Source organism: Solibacillus isronensis, from assembly GCF_023715405.1.
In the GTDB taxonomy this organism is placed as follows: domain Bacteria; phylum Bacillota; class Bacilli; order Bacillales_A; family Planococcaceae; genus Solibacillus; species Solibacillus isronensis_B.
In genome coordinates this window covers 122,727-139,988 of sequence record NZ_JAMBOC010000001.1, presented here as the reverse complement: position 1 = coordinate 139,988, position 17,262 = coordinate 122,727, and the positions used below count along the sequence as shown (strand labels likewise).

Here is a 17,262-nt window from a genome sequence, read left to right as displayed (position 1 = left end):
TTTGTTTCAACTTTAAACTACAGTAGCTTTCTAGTTCCAAGCAGAAAATTCATGATTATTCAAATGTAATTTTATTTACTGCATCACGGTCTAATCGTTTAATTACTTCTACGATTAATTTCACAGCATTATCATAATCATCACGATGCAAGATTCCTGCGTGTGAGTGAATATAACGTGTTGCAACACCGATTGCCAATGATGGTACACCGTTTGCTGTAATATGGATACTTCCTGCATCCGTACCGCCGCCAGCCATTGCTTCGAACTGGTATGGAATACCTGCTTCCTCAGCTACATCAAGGACAAATTCACGTAACCCTGTATGTGATACCATCGATGCATCATATACGACAATTTGTGGACCTGCGCCCATTTTTGAAGTCGATTCTTTCGGTGTCACGCCCGGCGTATCGCCAGCAACACCAACATCTACAGAAAAACCGATATCCGGCTGTACTTTAAATGTAGAAGTTTTCGCGCCGCGAAGGCCGATTTCTTCCTGTACATTCCCGACGCCATACACGATGTTCGGATGCTTTTCATCTTTTAATGCTTTCAGTACATCAATTGCAATCGCACAGCCAATTCGGTTGTCCCATGCTTTCGCCAATAGATGTTTTTCATTTTTCATCACATTGAATTCAAAATATGGTGTAATCATATCGCCAGGACGTACGCCCCATTCCATTGCTTCTTCTTTTGAAGTGGCACCGATATCAACGAACATTGATTTTATATCGACTACTTTGTTACGAACATCAGCCGGTAAAATATGTGGTGGCTTTGATCCGATCACACCAATAATTTCTTCCCCTTTTCGCGTTGTAATTGTCACACGTTGGGCAAGCATTACCTGGCTCCACCAGCCGCCTACTGTTTGGAAGAATACGAACCCTTTGTCATCGATGCGTGTAACCATGAAACCAACTTCATCCAAGTGACCCGCAACCATAATTTTCGGACCGTTTTCATCGCCTGTTTTTTTTGCGATTAAACTGCCTAAGTTATCTGTTTCCACTTCATCTGCATATGGTGCGATGTACTTTTTCATCACTTCACGTGGTGCACGTTCATTTCCCGGTATACCGTTTGCATCTGTTAAATCTTTGAACATTTGTAATGTAGCATCGAGCTTTGTCATGTCGGTTTCCCCCTAATAATTACTCATCTTTATTATAGCGACAATATTTCGAAATGTGAAATAGTTTCTCGCCATTATGTAAATTAGTAGCCATTTCGTTGTCGTTCATAATTCTTTTCATTCTTTAATTTATACGCTTGGAAAACGTCATCGATTGTAAAGTTCAAGTTGTAGGCAATTAAGCTATACTGTTCCCACATTGCCCTGTAATTTTCTTCTGTTTGGTGCTGCAAAAACGTAAGAATCGTCTGTGTCGTATTAAGAAATGTTTCAGTTAACTCTTGCTTCTCTTTTAAATAGGGCCACTCCACTAAAAGAAAGCCGCGCATATTTCCAAGTGAAAGCATAAAGTGAACCGAATCTACAAACTCTTCTAAAAGGACAGCTCTTTTTGATGGCTCCTTTGTTGACCAATACTTGAAACAGCGTGTTTCGTTAGCAAGTTCACTTAACTCAACTAATAATGCGAGGCCTTTTTCGGCAAATACATCTTTTTGTACTTGTTGGTTTTCTTCAATAAATCGGTCTAGTTGCCGTTGCTTTTCAAATAATTGACGAAATTGCATTAAAACATCCCTCTTTTTCAAAATAAAATGAAACTTTTTATACTACTCAATCGTATAGGAGGGAATCACCGTAAGCAAGGAGGAAGTTTCATGGCTTTATTGTTACGAATTGCCATCATCCTTCTCATCATTTACATATTTTACAGAGGGGTACGCTACTTAATCGACCCAAAGCGTAAATTGGATGAGGCCTATGAAAATGGACAATATTATTTTTATGATGATGTAAAAAACATTCGGAAAAACTTTTTCATATCATATAAGGGGGCATTATTTGAAGGAGAAAAATATTTAGGTACGACGGACAATGCATTTGAAGTCGTAAGTATTTTCGTCTTTGTCCATGATGCGATGAAACTTCAAGGGTTTACGAAAGAGGATTTTATGTATTTGGAAAACGAGATTCTCATGAATTATCCAAACGCTTCGATTAATTGGAAAAATCCGATAGAAAAACTGATGAAAGCCTAACTGGGGACAGCGAACCGTAGATTGTACGGTTCGCTTTTATGTTTGAAACCTTTTTCATATATATCCGTATAAATGGATGAGGTGAAATATTATGGAAATTCATATTAAGAAAGCAGGTTATCTTGCAAATCAATCAAGCATTGAGCAAATTGATTTTTCAATGCAGCCTGGAACTATTACTGGTTTAATTGGGGGAAACGGTGCAGGGAAAAGTACTACAATTCAATCAATGCTCGGTGTTATTCCTTATTTCGAAGGGGCTATCACCATCCCCTCCTACGGTTATGTTCCAGAACGTCCATTATTATATGAGCATTTCACACTGCGCGAGCATCTTCAATTTTTAATTGATGAATATAACGACAAAACACTTTGGGATAAAGCAGAGCAGTTACTCAAACTCTTTCAAATTGACAAGCGGCTGGATGATTTGCCGATATACTTTTCAAAAGGAATGCAGCAAAAAGTGATGCTTGTGCTGGCTTTTTTAATCGAACGACCACTCTACATATTGGATGAACCATTCATGGGACTTGATCCGCGAGCTATGCGGGAACTGCTCGTTTTAATCGAAGAACGTAAACAGCAGGGTGCATCCTTTTTACTTTGTACACACCAATTAGAAATGGCTGAAATGCTTTGTGATCATTACATTCTCCTCCACGAAGGTAAAATCCAGGCTAAAGGATCATTGAGCGAACTTCAGCAAATGATTGGACAACCTACTTCTTTACTGGATATCTTTTATGAATTACAAGGCAGGTTATAACGATGTTTACAAAACGCCTTTATCGCTCTTATCAATTTAATTTAAAACTAATTAAATCAATTACAGATTGGACAGTCCTTCTATACCTTGTAGTGCCCAGTGTCATTATCGGCTTTTTCTTATATCGCGATACTGCTGGTAATTTTCAGGTATTTGAGCTTCAGCCAATTCCCTTACTCCTTCTGTTATTTGGGATTAGCTTCTTGTTAGTTAAATCATCTTTACGCCTATATATATATGATGCAGATCTGTTATTTTATAAGCAGCAGGGAAGTAAAATTCATCATATTAAACTATGGGGTTATTGTTATACATTTTTACAATATAACTTTGTACTTGTAATTCTATTATTGCTCGCTTCGCCTTTTATCTTATTTCCATTTTGGAAAGTCCTTTTGTCTTTAAACATAATAAGCGTACTCCATATATGGATACAGTATAGATATCAAAAGTGGTTTACAAAATGGCCGTTACTTTTCATTGTTCATGCACTCATTATTTTTAGCCTCAACATTTTGCCATTATGGGGATTTTTCATACTCCTTCTTGCTGTTCATCTACTTTTACTAAATACTGTACTTAGCAATCGTTACTGGACAATCGAAACGAGCTGGGAATATGAGGCCTTTTACAGTTGGATGAAGCGCATTTATCAATTTAGCTTGGAAATGCGATATTATATGCCAGCTAAGACAAAGCAGCCACTTATTTTACTTGCCAAAAAGAAAGTATTAAGTACACACCGGATCGATAATTTAATTTACAAAACATTATTGAGAAAATTGAATTACTTGAAATCGCCCGTTCAACTCATTGTCATTAGCATCGGCCTTCTCTTCGTTCTACCTATCTGGGCAAAAGCAGTTGTCCTCATATTTTCTTTTATCGGTTTAAACGTTGCCCTTAGTTCTATCCAGAATGAAATTAAACAAGCTCCTTTTTTTCAACTAATGTCTGTTCAGGAAAATGAGTGGTTTCAGGCAAAAAAACGTATCAAATACCGTTTTTTTGGTCCGATTAGCGTTGTCTTGATGCTCCTATTTTTTATCATTTAACACAGAATTGGATGCTGCATTTTACTGCAGCATCCATTTTAACGATTATGTCCATAATGGCCAGGATTCGCGACTGCACCAATCGTACTTACCCAACGGTTTGTATAATTGAAGAATCCGGCAACATATGCGGCTTCCAATATTTCATGATCATTAAACCCAGCCTCACGTAGTAGATCGACTTCTTTAGTCGTTATTTCATTTGGATATCTTGTTACCCGGTAGGCATAATCACATAACGCACGCTGCTTTTCCGTAAGTTTTGCAGAGCGGTAGTTGTATGTTAATTGGTCAACCCACCCAGGATTTTTTGTTATCCCGCGAAGTACATCACTATGTGAAGTGAGGCAATAATTGCAATTATTTGTCGAAGAGACAACGAGCCCGATCATTTCCTTGTCTGCTAACGACAAATAAGTTGTTTCTTCATTGAACAAAGAATATTTAAATTCCAAAAATCCTTTATACTGTAGCGCATTCAATGGAAGAATTTTAAATAAATTATTTACAAAACCATTCTGCTCCAGCTGCTTTTCAACATGTTGATCGAAAAGTTGCTGTACATCTCCCGGTATTTCCTCTTCATTTGGCTTCTGTAAATAAGAAAACTGCTCTTCGTATTTGCTCATTTCACTACTCCCTGCTTTTGAATTTACTGAATTTATTATAAATTACAACTATTAAACTAACAAACGAATAATCTGCTAACTTTATAAAAATAGCATAGACAAACTTAGTCTATGCTTCGGGATGATATTAAAATAGCTGAACGAGTAAGAATACATGGATTGCTCCAAGTAATGGAAAGCCAAATGCAAATTTATTGTGCTTTGTTTTATGACGGAATAAATACATTCCTAATACACCGCCAAGTGCACCTCCCAGAACACCTAATGTTAATAAAGTCCTTTCGGAAATACGCCATTCCTTCTTTTTTGCACGTTCTTTATCTATGTACATATATACACATAATACGAGTGAAACAACTGCAACATATGAAAGTGCTGCTAATTCCATCTGAATTCCCCCTAATCAAAAAAAGACTGATAAGGAGCAAATCCCTATCAGTCTTTATTATATACTAAAATTATTTAGCAACTGCTTTTTTAGCTTCTTCAGCTAATTGAGCGAATGCTGAGCTATCAGTTACAGCTAAGTCAGCTAACATTTTACGGTTAACTTCGATACCTGCTACTTTTAAGCCGTGCATTAAACGAGAGTAAGATAAACCGTTCATGCGTGCAGCTGCGTTAATACGAGTGATCCATAATTTACGGAAATTACGTTTCTTTTGACGACGGTCACGGTATGCATATTGACCTGATTTCATTACTGCTTGGTTAGCTACTTTGTATAAAGTATGTTTTGAACCGTAGTAACCTTTAGCTAATTTTAAAACTTTTTTGCGACGAGCGCGTGTTACTGTTCCGCCTTTTACGCGTGGCATAGTAATTACCTCCTGCTAATTCTTTCGAATGCTTAATTTTATTTTTGTTTTGTATAATCTTTTAACGGTCAAAGATTATTTCATGTAAGTTAATAATGTACGAATACGCTTGAAATCGCCTGAAGTAGCAACTTTCGCTTTACGTAAGTGACGTTTTGCTTTAGTTGATTTGTTAGCGAATAAGTGAGAGCCATAAGCACGGTCAAATTTTAATTTACCAGTACCTGTTTTTTTGAAACGTTTCGCAGCTCCACGGTGAGTTTTCATTTTTGGCATGTCGATTTCCTCCTAAACTTGTTACTACATACGTATTATTTCTCTGTCTTCGGTTGAAGAACTAAGAACATGCTTCGGCCTTCCATCTTCGGTTTTTGTTCAACCGTAGATACTTCAGCACAAGCTTCAGCAAAGCGATCTAACACACGCTGACCGATTTCTTTGTGTGTAATTGCACGACCTTTAAAGCGAATTGACGCTTTAACTTTGTCACCTTTTTCAAGGAACTTAATCGCATTACGTAATTTCGTTTGAAAATCATGTTCATCGATCGTAGGGCTCAAGCGAACCTCTTTCATTACGATTACTTTAGAATTTTTACGAATTTCACGATCTTTCTTTTGCTGATCGAACTTAAATTTACCATAGTCCATGACACGAGCGACTGGTGGCTTGGCTTGAGGGGCCACAAGGACAAGATCCAAGTTAGCACGAGCGGCAATTTCCAACGCTTCAGTACGCGTTTTTAAACCAAGCTGATCACCATTGTGATCAATTAGACGAAGTTCTCGCGCGCGGATGCCTTCGTTTACATACATGTCTTTGCTAATATTAATCCACCTCCAAGTGTTTGTCGCGAATACATGAGTTGGTGTAAAGTATAACCCTGTCGAACGGTACACCTCTGCGTGATGTCCATATGTTCTTTTCATTTTTACAAACAAAAAGGACGGACATTTGAGATGTCCGCCCGCTATATGTGCATACGCATTCATGCGTAAAACAATTCAACGTTTCTGATACCTGCTCGTAACTTTTATAAAAGCACTTGTCAGGTGAGAAGCGGGCAGCCTCTACTTTCAAACTTTTGTATTCATAACTTAAATAATCTTACCACGGGACCAAAGTAACGTCAAGCATTTTTATATGATTAATTTTATTGTTTCTCCGTTTTTAAAAAATAAATGAAATTAATTTCCTTTCCAGGTTTTACTTAAAAAATTCGTGGTATCTAATTAAGGACTCACATTTTATCGATAGGAGGAATTTTTAATATGTTCAGACATCAAAAAGAATTACAATTTGAGGTAAAAGTTGAAAGACCGGACCCATTATTAGCGAAACAAATTCAGGAAGTTCTTGGCGGTCAGTTCGGTGAAATGAGTGTCATGATGCAATATCTGTTCCAAGGTTGGAACTGTCGTGGCGAAGAAAAATATAAAGACTTGTTAATGGATATCGGTACCGAGGAAATTGGTCACGTTGAAATGCTATGTTCTTTAATTAGTCAATTACTGGACGGTGCATCACCGGATGACCAGCAGAAAATTGCACAAGACCCAATGATGAATTCAATTATGGGCGGCATTAATCCGCAACATTTAATTGTTAGTGGTTTAGGAGCTACTCCGAAAGACTCTAACGGTATACCATGGAATGCTGGTTATATTGCAGCGAGTGGTAACCTGCTTGCAGACTTCCGCGCAAACTTAAATGCTGAATCACAAGGCCGTTTACAAGTTGCGCGTTTATACCATATGACAAAAGATGAAGGTGTACGTACTGTATTCAGAAAAATGCTGGCACGCGACCGTTATCACCAATATCAATGGATGGCGGCTATTAAAGAGCTTGAAGAAAAGAAAGGTGTTGTCGTTCCCGCTTCATTTGCACCGGAAGACGAGTTGGAAGCTCAGCCGCATGCCTATGAATTATGGAGCTTATCAGAAGGAACAGCATCTAAAAATGGTCCGTGGGCACAAGGTGCAGCACCAGACGGAACTGGGGAATTTGTATTCTTGGATAACCCGGCACCAATGGGACAAGTACCGAACCCGGCCGTACCACCAACAACTTTACACCATGATATCGATGTAGATAAAAAATTATAATCTACAATAAAAACTGTTCTCGACTTGTTTTGAATTACATACAATTCGAGGACAGTTTTTTGTTTTACATCATATTAGGAGGGGTTCTTCTTCTTATTTCTTCACTTCTGCTGTAATGTCTGCAAGGAACTGTTCAAAGCTGATTGTTTCTGAATCCTTTGAACCGTAACGGCGGATATTTACCGCATTTTCTGCAACTTCTTTATCTCCAAGTACAAGCATGTACGGGATTTTTTGCATTTGTGCTTCACGGATTTTATAACCTAGTTTTTCTTCGCGGTCATCCATTTCCACACGGATACCAGCTGCAGCTAATTTTTCTTGTACTTCGCGTGCATAATCATAGTGCACTGCATTTGATACAGGAATAATTGTTGCTTGCACCGGTGCCAACCAAGTCGGGAATGCCCCTTTATATTCTTCAATCAAGAATGCTACGAAACGTTCCATTGTCGATACAACACCACGGTGGATAACAACTGGGCGTTGAGGCTGACCGTCTTCACCAATGTAAGAAAGGTCAAAGCGTTGTGGCAATAAGAAGTCAAGTTGTGCAGTCGATAATGTTTCTTCTTTACCAATTGCTGTTTTTACTTGAACGTCTAGCTTCGGACCATAGAATGCTGCTTCATCTTCTGCGATGAAGTAATCATAACCAAGCTCATCCATTGCTTCTTTTAACATCGCTTGTGCAGTTTCCCACATTTGATCGTCATCAAAGTATTTCTCAGTGTTATTCGGGTCACGGTAAGAAAGGCGGAATGAGAAATCTTTAAGATCAAAGTCTTTATATACTTCTAAAATCAATTCCACTACTTTTTTGAATTCTGCTTTAATTTGATCCGGACGTACGAAAATGTGCGCATCATTTAAAGTCATTCCGCGTACTCGTTGCAGACCAGATACGGCACCACTCATTTCATATCGGTGCATTGTGCCAAGTTCTGCGATACGGATTGGTAAGTGACGGTAAGAGTGCAGACCGTTTTTGAATACCATCATATGGTGAGGACAGTTCATTGGACGTAAAACAAGTGTTTCATTGTCCATTTCCATTGGCGGGAACATGCCATCTTGATAGTGCTCCCAGTGTCCTGATGTTTCGTATAATTTTTTCGAGCCAAGTACTGGTGTATAAACGTGTTTGTAACCTAAAGATAATTCTTTATCAACAATATAGCGTTCAATAGTACGGCGGATTGTTGCACCGTTTGGTAACCAAAGTGGTAAACCTTGACCAACTGTTTGGCTAGTCATGAATAAATCCAATTCTTTACCGATTTTACGGTGGTCACGTTCTTTTGCTTCTTCAAGCATTTGAAGATGGTGCTTCAACTCGTCTTTAGTGAAGAATGCAGTACCGTAAATACGTTGCAGCATTTTGTTGTCTGAGTTCCCGCGCCAGTAAGCACCAGCTAATGATAATAGTTTGAACTCTTTTAACTTGCCTGTAGATGGTACGTGTACACCACGGCAAAGATCAAAGAAATCGCCTTGGTAGTAAATTGATACTTGATCATCTGCTGGAATTGCTTCAAGTAGTTCTAATTTATACTCGTCGCCAACTTCCTCGTAAATTTTTTGTGCTTCATCACGAGAAACGTTTTTACGCTCAATTTCGATGTTTTCGGAAATAATTTTTTTCATTTCTTTTTCAATTGCCGGTAAATCTTCTGCAGTGATTGGTGTTGGTGAATCGATGTCATAGTAGAAGCCTGAATCGATAACTGGACCGATACCTAATTTTGCATCCGGGTATAGACGTTTTACTGCCTGTGCTGTTAAGTGGGCAGTAGAGTGACGAAGAATTTCTAATGCTTCGTCTGATTTATTTGTAATGATTTCGATTGCACCATCTTGCTCGATTCCTGTTTTTGCATCGATTAATGTGCCGTTGATTTTACCTGCTAATGTTGATTTTTTTAGACCTGGGCTGATTGAGCCTGCAACGTCCAATGTAGATGTTCCCTTGGCAAATTCCTTTACTGCGCCATCCGGGAATGTTAATTTGATCATTTCTGACATGTTGTTGTCCTCCTTATAAGGTTTTTATTTAATTGAGAGTAGCAAAGTGTCGTCATCCTAATCCGTTGATTTCCGTTTCGGGCGGACGCTTTCCGCGGGCGTGGCCTTACACGAGCATCTCAGGCGTCACGCTATTCCCGCTGGAGTCGCCGCCCTACACTACAATCAACTAATCTATAGCTATAAATTAATTTGCTCCCAATATTTTTTATCAGCCAAAATATATTAAGGCAAAATAAAAAGCACCGTCCCAACAAAGGGACGATGCTGTATGCTCGTGGTGCCACCCTTCTTCCTTCTTCGTTAAAACGAATCAGAAGCTCTCGGTCAGTTAACGTACTGAGAAACGATGACGGATTGGCCCCGTCACTGCTCCAAGGTAGTAAAGTATAACGCTTGTGCTAGGAAGCTTGCAGCCGTGTCTTCCCTCTCTAAAAGCCAGTTCGTTAAACTTGTTGTCCTCTTCAATGCATTTATTGTTTATTTACGTACAAAGTATACGCTCGATTTTGCAGAAATGCAATATTGAAAATTAAAACTTTCAATAATTTATTTTCTGCGGTTTGTTCCTGTAATTTCAAGCGGTGTCGTCAATGCTTGTACTCGCTGTAAAATACGGCCCGATTTCATTTCATCGATTGCCCCATGTTCAGTTACGGACCATTGTTCTTCCAGCTGTTTGTAATTAAAGTTTGAAGAGATGAATGTCGGCAATTTTTCCGCCATACGATAATGAAGGATTGAACCGATAATTTCATCTCTTGTCCATGTTGAAATCGGCTCTGAACCTACATCATCGAGCATTAATACCGGCACTTTTTTTACAAAATCAATTTTCTGTTCAATCGATCCTTCTGTTACCGACGACTTTAATTCACGGATGAATTCCGGCATATATACTAATAAAGTTTGAATACGTTCTTTCGACAAAGCATTTGCGATGGCGCCTAAAATATAGGTTTTCCCAACACCAAATGTGCCGTATAAATACAGCCCTTTTGCAGGAAGCTCTTTCGTTTCACGATATTGTTTCCTGAATTCAACCATAAACTGTGTCGCAGCCATGCGGGAATTATCATTCATATCCATTTCATTAAAATCTGCCTTCAGGACATCTTTCGGCATATACATCGTCTTCATCATTGAAGCTAGTTCACGCTGGTCATCTTCTTTAAGCATTTGTTCGCACTTGCGGTAGATAATATTAATCTGACCATTCGAAAGCATTAACTGCGGAACATGACCTTTATAGAAATTTTGACACTGCGATGTAGAACCGGCTCCACAGCAAGTGTGCTTTTGCTCTACAAATTCAAAAAGAGTCGTCATTCCATATTGAATAACAGCCGAGTTTTCCGTCATATTATGGTCATTCATAAACTGTCTTACACTTGGATGTGAAAGGACCCGGTTTTTTAATTCATTATATTTTTGCTCAAATGATGGGATATTTATTTTATTGAGCGAATCTTTTATTGGTTCGATAGTACTCACCTGCTTTTTAATCACTATTTAATTGCTCTAATAATTTTTTGCGCTGCTCTTCAAAATCAATTTGGTTTTGAGTATTGTTGGAATTAGCTTGTTGTACTGGTTCCTGATCTTTTTCTTTAAACCAATCCGGAACTACGCCAACTTTTCTCGCCCCGCGCTGTTTGTTTTTCTTATCTTGCATTTCAGTATAAATCTTCGCTTGATTAATTGTCTGAATTTTGTTGTTTCGCCATGTATTTGCGACACTGTTAATATATTTTTCAGGCAATGCACCTTCTGTTTTTTCCATTACATACTCTAACATGTAATTGACGACAGCCGGGATCATCTTATAATGCAGGATCAATTTTTCCGCTGTTGCAACAACATACGCAAACGGCTCATGACCATCGTTTAACTCTTTTGTAAATGCATATGGCGTCTGTTTTTCATAGCGGGCCAATTTGGGTGTAAACACATAATCCCCCGGATAGTATTTCAGTAAATCCTGTTCGGTAATTTTCACGTCTACTTTATTTTCTTTATAATTCGATTCAATGTAAGCAAGTGCATCTTTAGCCAATAAGATGTTTTTCAACTGCATATTCAATGCAAGTGTCTGAATTTGATTACGTCCAAAACGGCTCGTTTTATTCGTTAATATAAATTCAAGAATGGCATTGACAACTCCGACTTTAATGCCATGTTTTAATACAAGATCATCCACTTGCTTCACTAACATTTCAACCGGTTCTTTACCGTTAAGTAAATTTCTCATGAAATCATATGGCAATGTTTCGTCGAAAGCCGGAATCCATTTTGACATATCTTTTACGGTAACTTTAAATGCGAGCGGTGTATCCATCGTAATTTTAGATGCCTTCAACTGTGATCCATCGTTTTCTTCTACAATACGAAGAGCTTCTAAAGCGTTTGCCGGAGGGTTTAACATCCAGTTTCCGGCGATAGACTGCACAAAGTTTTTCGTTAGTTTCCCATTGCTCTCATTATAGGCATATTCCATCAGCACATTGACTGCACCTACCGAGAGGCCTTGCTGCAATACGAGTTCCTCGGCTAAATCAACAATAAATTTCACCGGTTTTTTCCCTTTATACAGTGATTTCAGGAAATAATAAGGTACCGTTTTATCATAGTGAATCGACTGGTCATCAACCGTTAAATAATCTTCTGTAACTTTAATAAGATTGCGTTCATTTCGCTTTTCAATATAGTCTAATGCTTGTTCGGCCGTTTTAATTTGATTGTACCGGATTTCAGAGGCCAATGCTTCTACAAATGATTCCGGCAAGTTGCCTTTTGTCGAATCCCACACATGACGAATGATGACGTTTGCCACTTCTATCGGGATATCATAAGAACTGTAAAGCGATTCTGCTATTTTTACATGCCCTGAAAATGGTTCTTCACCATGAGTCAAAATCAGCAAATACTGATAAGGTGTAGAATTTTTAAAATCAACGAGCGCTGAATCAGGAGAATCGGTTTTCGAGTTATTATTTTCTTCAACTTTATTCAAATCGTTATTCGTAACCGTAATTTGCGATAAGTTTTTCGATTTACGATCACGGTAGCTATGTTCAACCTTTGCAATTTCCATTGTATTTTCAGCGGTTTTTGCACCTTTTTTCAGCCAGTTATTCATGACTACCTTCATAAAGTTTTTATTATAATTTAATTCGTCATTCATTGAAATATAATGGATCAAAACATTCAATGTACCGTAAGAAACCCCTTTTCTAAGGAAATTATTAAATTCCATTACAACGGATTCCGGAGGCAAATAACCATTAAATTTTTGGAAAACTTCAATCGGTGAGGTTTTTTCTAAATACTCGATTAAACCTTCTTTATCATTAATATTTTGCTGTGTTTTCGCAGGAGCAGAGTTGATTACTTCCACCGAACGGAAAATGTCCTGTTTTTTAATCAGTTTCGGCTTTGCGACACCTACGTTCAGCTGGTAGTACTCTTCACAGCGTTTTTCAAGCTCTTTTTTCGTAAGTCCTTCATCTGTATCCCATGCCAATAACACTATTCTTTGCATATCCGTCACAGAGAAATTATACATAAACGCTAATTTAGCAATGGCAATCTTAATATCCAGTGTAAATAATTTACTTGGGATTAAGTTTTGGCTCATACCCATCATGAAGCTTTTAAAATCAAATAAGTCATACTCAAACGGGTACGACATTTTTGAACGTTCATTTACCGAACCTGTATTTTCCTGCATGACTTGCTTTAGCTCAGTTTCTGTTATTGCAACAAATGCATCATTAAAGCTGCATGTGACATCTTTATAGCCATGTAAGGAAATATCATGTTTCGATAATTTATTTCGTAATGATTCATACTGTTCGCGCCCGATTTTCCGTAAAAGCGCTACAGAAAGAATCGAATCGTCAAAGAAGTCATGGCCAGTCAATGGCGGATATAAGATATACTTCATCGATTTATATGAATCCATCATCTTCTCAAATGACTTCACTAAACCAATTGCTTCTAATACGATTCTTGCTTGCAGTAGTTGCTTCGGTTTAAAACTTAATGAATCGAGCAGGTTGCTATGAAAACAAGTTGCTTTTTCGTGTTGTTGTGTTTCAACCCATAACTTTAAATATAGTGCCGTAGCTTCAACACCGATAATCGGCTGATAGCATAATTGCAATGCAAGCTGATGCTCACTAGTGATAGTTTGAGGGCAATGAATTTCACAATGGTCATATGGATTTAGCTGATTCATCATTACCATTTATCCCTCCTAACACTTATTTGTCATTTGACTGACGGGTCATAATTTCTTTCAGTTCCTCGATAAATACAGTAATATCTTTAAATTGGCGATAAACAGATGCGAAGCGTACATAGGCAACTTCATCGATTTTCGCAAGTCGGTCCATTACCATCTCCCCGACATCTTCCGAACGTACTTCAGCATTGCCTAATCGGCGCAATTCTTTTTCAATCGATAAAACAATCTCTTCTAATTGATCTAATGCAACCGGGCGTTTTTCACATGCGCGTATTAGACCACGCAATACTTTTTCACGGCTAAACTCCTCGCGTGAACCATCCTTTTTCACAACGATTAACGGTGTTTCTTCAATTTTTTCAAATGTCGTAAAGCGAAAGGCACATGATTCACATTCACGACGTCTGCGAATTTCTTTATTATCATCAACAGGTCTTGAGTCTACAACGCGTGTCCCATTGTATTGACAAGCTGGACATCTCATATAATAATTTCTCCTAAAAGTTAGTTTAATTCTATTATAACAAAAACAACGCGCTTGAAATAGTGCTTCACGCGCGTTGAAATTTTCCAATGGAAAGTCATTCAATTATATAGTGCATTGTTGCTTCACACAATAGAAAAAGCCTTTTGCAAAAATGATTTACTTTCTGCAAAAGGTTCTTTCTGTGTTATTAAGGCGCGTATTTATGCCTTTTTAAAGTGTTTAATCACACTAATAAAGCAATAAATTATACATTTACTGTTGCTAATTCATTTGCAATTTTCTTTGTTAAGTCTACTACGCGAGCAGAGTAACCCCACTCATTATCATACCAAGCGATGACTTTTACTTTACGGTCACCTAATACAATTGTAGTTAAACCGTCTACAGTAGATGAGTATGTTGTTGTATTGTAGTCAGAAGATACTAATGGCTCCATAGAGAAGTTTAAAATACCGTTCATTTTGCCTTCAGCTGCCGCTTTAAATGCTGCATTTACTTCTTCTACTGTTACGTCTTTTTCTACATCTACAACTAAATCAACTAAAGAAACGTTTGGTGTTGGCACACGTAATGCCATACCGTGGATTTTCCCATCCAATTCCGGTAATACAAGACGCAATGCTTTTGCTGCACCAGTTGAAGTCGGGATAATAGATGATCCGCAGTTACGCGCACGACGTAAATCTTTGTGTGGGTTATCGATGTTGTTTTGATCGTTTGTATAAGCGTGAACTGTTGTCATTAAACCGTTTACAATACCGAACTCATCGTTTAATACTTTTGCTACAGGAGCTAAACAGTTTGTCGTACAAGATGCATTTGAAATGACATCATGCTTTGATAAATCCAATTTATCGTCATTTACACCCAAAACAACGGTAATATCTTCATTTTTACCAGGAGCAGTTAAAATAACTTTTTTCGCGCCAGCTTCAATATGTTTTGCTGCTTTTTCACGTTCATTGAATTTACCAGTAGCTTCGATTACGATATCTACACCCATTTGAGCCCATGGTAATTTTAATGGATCACGTTCACTAACTAATTCAACACGTTTGCCGTTTACAATTAAAGCACCTTCGACTGCTTCTACAGTTCCCGGGAAAACACCATGATTTGTGTCATACTTAATTAAATGTGCTAACGTTTCAGATGGATAGCTTGCGTTCACTGCTACGATATTCACGTCACCACGCATCATTGCTTGTCGGAACACCATACGACCAATGCGGCCAAAACCATTAATTGCAATAGAAACTGTCATATTATTTAAATCCTCCTAAAAGTACGATTCATTCATTTTATTTATTCGTTGATTAGTATAACACATATTATAAAAAGTTGAACATATTTAATCCGCTTAATTAAATTTGTTATTTTCAGATAATACATACCCTCAAAATAAAAACCTCAACCAACTTTTAATAAAATTAGTTGAGGTATTATTTTACTTCAGGACGTTCCACTCATACAAAATATTTTGAAGCTGAATTGCTGTATCTTCCAGCGTGCCATTATTATGAATAACTGCATCAGCTAACTGTTCCTTTTCTTTGACCGGAATCTGTGTCGCTATACGGGCATTTGCTTCTTCTTCCGTAAAGCCATTTCGTTCCATTAAGCGCTGTAGCTGCACTTCTTTATTTACAGAAACTACAATAATTTTTTCTACGAAATGTTCCAGCTTACTTTCGAATAGCAGCGGAATATCCATGAAAACATTTTTTTCACCAAACGAGATAAATTCATCACGCTGACGCAGCATTTCTTCACGAATAGCCGGATGTATGATGCCATTTAAAGTTTGCCGCATTTCCTCATTATGAAAAATAATACTTCCCACTTTTGCACGATCCATTGAACCATCTTGTGCAATGACTTCCGGTCCAAATGCTTCTGCAATTTTTTTCAATGTCGGCGTACCAGGCTCGACTACTTGTCGTGCTACTACATCTGCATCAACAATCGGCAATCCGTATGACTCAATCATTTTTGCAACTGTGCTCTTTCCGCTGGCAATACTACCAGTTAAACCTATAATCACAGCAATTCCCCTTTACTTTTGACATTGCGGACAATATGTTGATGTTCTACCCGCGATAACGAGAGATTCTGTATTTGTTTCACATACAACACATTGCTTTTTCCCATACATTTTCAGTCGATGCTGCATTGTTCCTGCACCACCATTAATACTCCGGTAGTCTGAAATTGTCGATCCGCCCGAATCAATGCTTTCCTGCAATACGTCACAAATTACATGAAAGAGTTTTGTCTTTTGCTCACGACTTAACTCACTCGTTGTTTTCCCCGGATGAATAAGCATTTTGAACAATGCTTCGGTGGCATAAATATTGCCGCAACCCGAAATCACCTGACCATCCATGATGACCTCTTTAATCGGTTTTTTTGCGAATTTAGATTTTTCACTTTGCATGAGGAAAAAATCACAGGCGATTTCATCAAAAGGCTCCGGTGCCATTTTTAACAATGGCGGATGATCGGCGATTTCTTTAATAAAGCGCAATTCACCAAAACGGCGGATATCAGCATAGACAAGCAATTCTCCGCTTGCCAATGTAAATATCGCATGGATATGCTTACGGAATTTTTCTTCCGTTATCTCCACCACATCATTCACAACAAACCATGCGCCACTCATCCCTAAATGGTTCACTAAAATAAAACGTTCATCATTTTTCTTTAGATGAAAGAATATATATTTTGATCTGCGCTCCAATTTATCGATTTTCATATCGCGTACTAATAGTTCAAATTGAGAAGGCTTTGCGTTTTTTACAATCGCCTGTTTACCTGCCTCATGCGATGTATAAACGACATCCGATAAAGAGACAGATTCAATCGTCTTCCCTTCTACGATTGGCCGTAAATCACGTACGACCCCTTCTACTTCTGGTAATTCTGGCATAAATGGTACTCC

The 17,262-nt window shown here is 38.0% G+C and carries 18 protein-coding genes; 4 read left to right on the top strand and 14 right to left on the bottom strand.

Going from position 1 to position 17,262, the window contains the following annotated elements; translation table 11 throughout:
• Nucleotides 1-55: 55 nt before the first annotated feature.
• Nucleotides 56-1,144, bottom strand: a complete 1,089-nt coding sequence (locus M3166_RS00645) for a M42 family metallopeptidase (RefSeq protein WP_251686526.1) — start codon at nucleotides 1,142-1,144, stop codon at nucleotides 56-58.
• An 83-nt stretch (nucleotides 1,145-1,227) separates the two neighbouring features.
• Entirely contained in the window at nucleotides 1,228-1,710 is a 483-nt protein-coding gene (locus M3166_RS00640; RefSeq protein ID WP_251686525.1) for a dUTP diphosphatase, read from the bottom strand.
• Between the two features lie 90 nt (nucleotides 1,711-1,800).
• Here M3166_RS00640 and M3166_RS00635 point away from each other — a divergent pair, with 90 nt between their 5' ends.
• The 3 genes from M3166_RS00635 (at nucleotide 1,801) to M3166_RS00625 (ending at nucleotide 4,005) form a co-directional block, all read left to right on the top strand.
• Nucleotides 1,801-2,181: a sigma-w pathway protein ysdB gene (locus M3166_RS00635; RefSeq protein ID WP_251686524.1), complete on the top strand. Its 381-nt coding sequence runs from the start codon at nucleotides 1,801-1,803 to the stop codon at nucleotides 2,179-2,181.
• 91 nt (nucleotides 2,182-2,272) lie between these two features.
• Nucleotides 2,273-2,950 carry an ABC transporter ATP-binding protein gene (locus M3166_RS00630; RefSeq protein ID WP_251686523.1) on the top strand — a complete coding sequence of 226 codons (678 nt, stop codon included), beginning with the start codon at nucleotides 2,273-2,275 and terminating at the stop codon, nucleotides 2,948-2,950.
• A 2-nt stretch (nucleotides 2,951-2,952) separates the two neighbouring features.
• On the top strand, nucleotides 2,953-4,005 hold the full coding sequence (locus M3166_RS00625; protein WP_251686522.1) for an ABC transporter permease: 1,053 nt from the start codon (nucleotides 2,953-2,955) through the stop codon (nucleotides 4,003-4,005).
• 38 nt (nucleotides 4,006-4,043) lie between these two features.
• On the opposite strand, the gene M3166_RS00620 is transcribed toward M3166_RS00625, so the two are convergent.
• From M3166_RS00620 to infC, 5 genes are all read right to left on the bottom strand, one after another.
• Nucleotides 4,044-4,634: a peroxidase-related enzyme gene (locus M3166_RS00620; protein ID WP_251686521.1), complete on the bottom strand. Its 591-nt coding sequence runs from the start codon at nucleotides 4,632-4,634 to the stop codon at nucleotides 4,044-4,046.
• Between the two features lie 127 nt (nucleotides 4,635-4,761).
• The gene (locus M3166_RS00615; protein WP_251686520.1) at nucleotides 4,762-5,022 is read right to left on the bottom strand and encodes a DUF1294 domain-containing protein; all 261 of its coding nucleotides are present in this window, start codon (nucleotides 5,020-5,022) and stop codon (nucleotides 4,762-4,764) included.
• A 70-nt stretch (nucleotides 5,023-5,092) separates the two neighbouring features.
• A complete protein-coding gene (gene rplT / locus M3166_RS00610; RefSeq protein ID WP_251686519.1) occupies nucleotides 5,093-5,452 on the bottom strand; it encodes a 50S ribosomal protein L20 in 360 nt (119 codons plus the stop codon).
• Nucleotides 5,453-5,527: 75 nt separating this feature from the next.
• On the bottom strand, nucleotides 5,528-5,728 hold the full coding sequence (gene rpmI, locus M3166_RS00605; protein WP_008407727.1) for a 50S ribosomal protein L35: 201 nt from the start codon (nucleotides 5,726-5,728) through the stop codon (nucleotides 5,528-5,530).
• A 35-nt stretch (nucleotides 5,729-5,763) separates the two neighbouring features.
• Entirely contained in the window at nucleotides 5,764-6,267 is a 504-nt protein-coding gene (infC, locus tag M3166_RS00600) for a translation initiation factor IF-3 (RefSeq protein WP_039967350.1), read from the bottom strand.
• Between the two features lie 456 nt (nucleotides 6,268-6,723).
• Between infC and M3166_RS00595 the strand changes: the two genes are divergently transcribed.
• Complete coding sequence (locus tag M3166_RS00595; RefSeq protein ID WP_251686518.1) at nucleotides 6,724-7,560, top strand: manganese catalase family protein; 837 nt, start codon at nucleotides 6,724-6,726, stop codon at nucleotides 7,558-7,560.
• A gap of 93 nt (nucleotides 7,561-7,653) precedes the next feature.
• On the opposite strand, the gene thrS is transcribed toward M3166_RS00595, so the two are convergent.
• From thrS to mutM, 7 genes are all read right to left on the bottom strand, one after another.
• The gene (gene thrS / locus M3166_RS00590; protein ID WP_251686517.1) at nucleotides 7,654-9,585 is read right to left on the bottom strand and encodes a threonine--tRNA ligase; all 1,932 of its coding nucleotides are present in this window, start codon (nucleotides 9,583-9,585) and stop codon (nucleotides 7,654-7,656) included.
• Nucleotides 9,586-10,134: 549 nt separating this feature from the next.
• Nucleotides 10,135-11,094, bottom strand: coding sequence for a primosomal protein DnaI (gene dnaI, locus M3166_RS00585; RefSeq protein WP_251686516.1), 960 nt, complete (start codon nucleotides 11,092-11,094; stop codon nucleotides 10,135-10,137).
• Nucleotides 11,087-13,828: a DnaD domain protein gene (locus tag M3166_RS00580; RefSeq protein WP_251686515.1), complete on the bottom strand. Its 2,742-nt coding sequence runs from the start codon at nucleotides 13,826-13,828 to the stop codon at nucleotides 11,087-11,089. Before M3166_RS00580 ends, dnaI begins: the two co-directional genes overlap by 8 nt.
• Nucleotides 13,829-13,850: 22 nt before the next feature.
• On the bottom strand, nucleotides 13,851-14,318 hold the full coding sequence (gene nrdR, locus M3166_RS00575; RefSeq protein WP_251686514.1) for a transcriptional regulator NrdR: 468 nt from the start codon (nucleotides 14,316-14,318) through the stop codon (nucleotides 13,851-13,853).
• A gap of 247 nt (nucleotides 14,319-14,565) precedes the next feature.
• On the bottom strand, nucleotides 14,566-15,585 hold the full coding sequence (locus tag M3166_RS00570; protein WP_251686513.1) for a glyceraldehyde-3-phosphate dehydrogenase: 1,020 nt from the start codon (nucleotides 15,583-15,585) through the stop codon (nucleotides 14,566-14,568).
• 183 nt (nucleotides 15,586-15,768) lie between these two features.
• Complete coding sequence (coaE, locus tag M3166_RS00565) at nucleotides 15,769-16,365, bottom strand: dephospho-CoA kinase (protein ID WP_353056544.1); 597 nt, start codon at nucleotides 16,363-16,365, stop codon at nucleotides 15,769-15,771.
• A gap of 12 nt (nucleotides 16,366-16,377) precedes the next feature.
• Entirely contained in the window at nucleotides 16,378-17,250 is an 873-nt protein-coding gene (gene mutM / locus M3166_RS00560; protein WP_251686512.1) for a bifunctional DNA-formamidopyrimidine glycosylase/DNA-(apurinic or apyrimidinic site) lyase, read from the bottom strand.
• Between the last annotated feature and the right edge of the window lie 12 nt (nucleotides 17,251-17,262).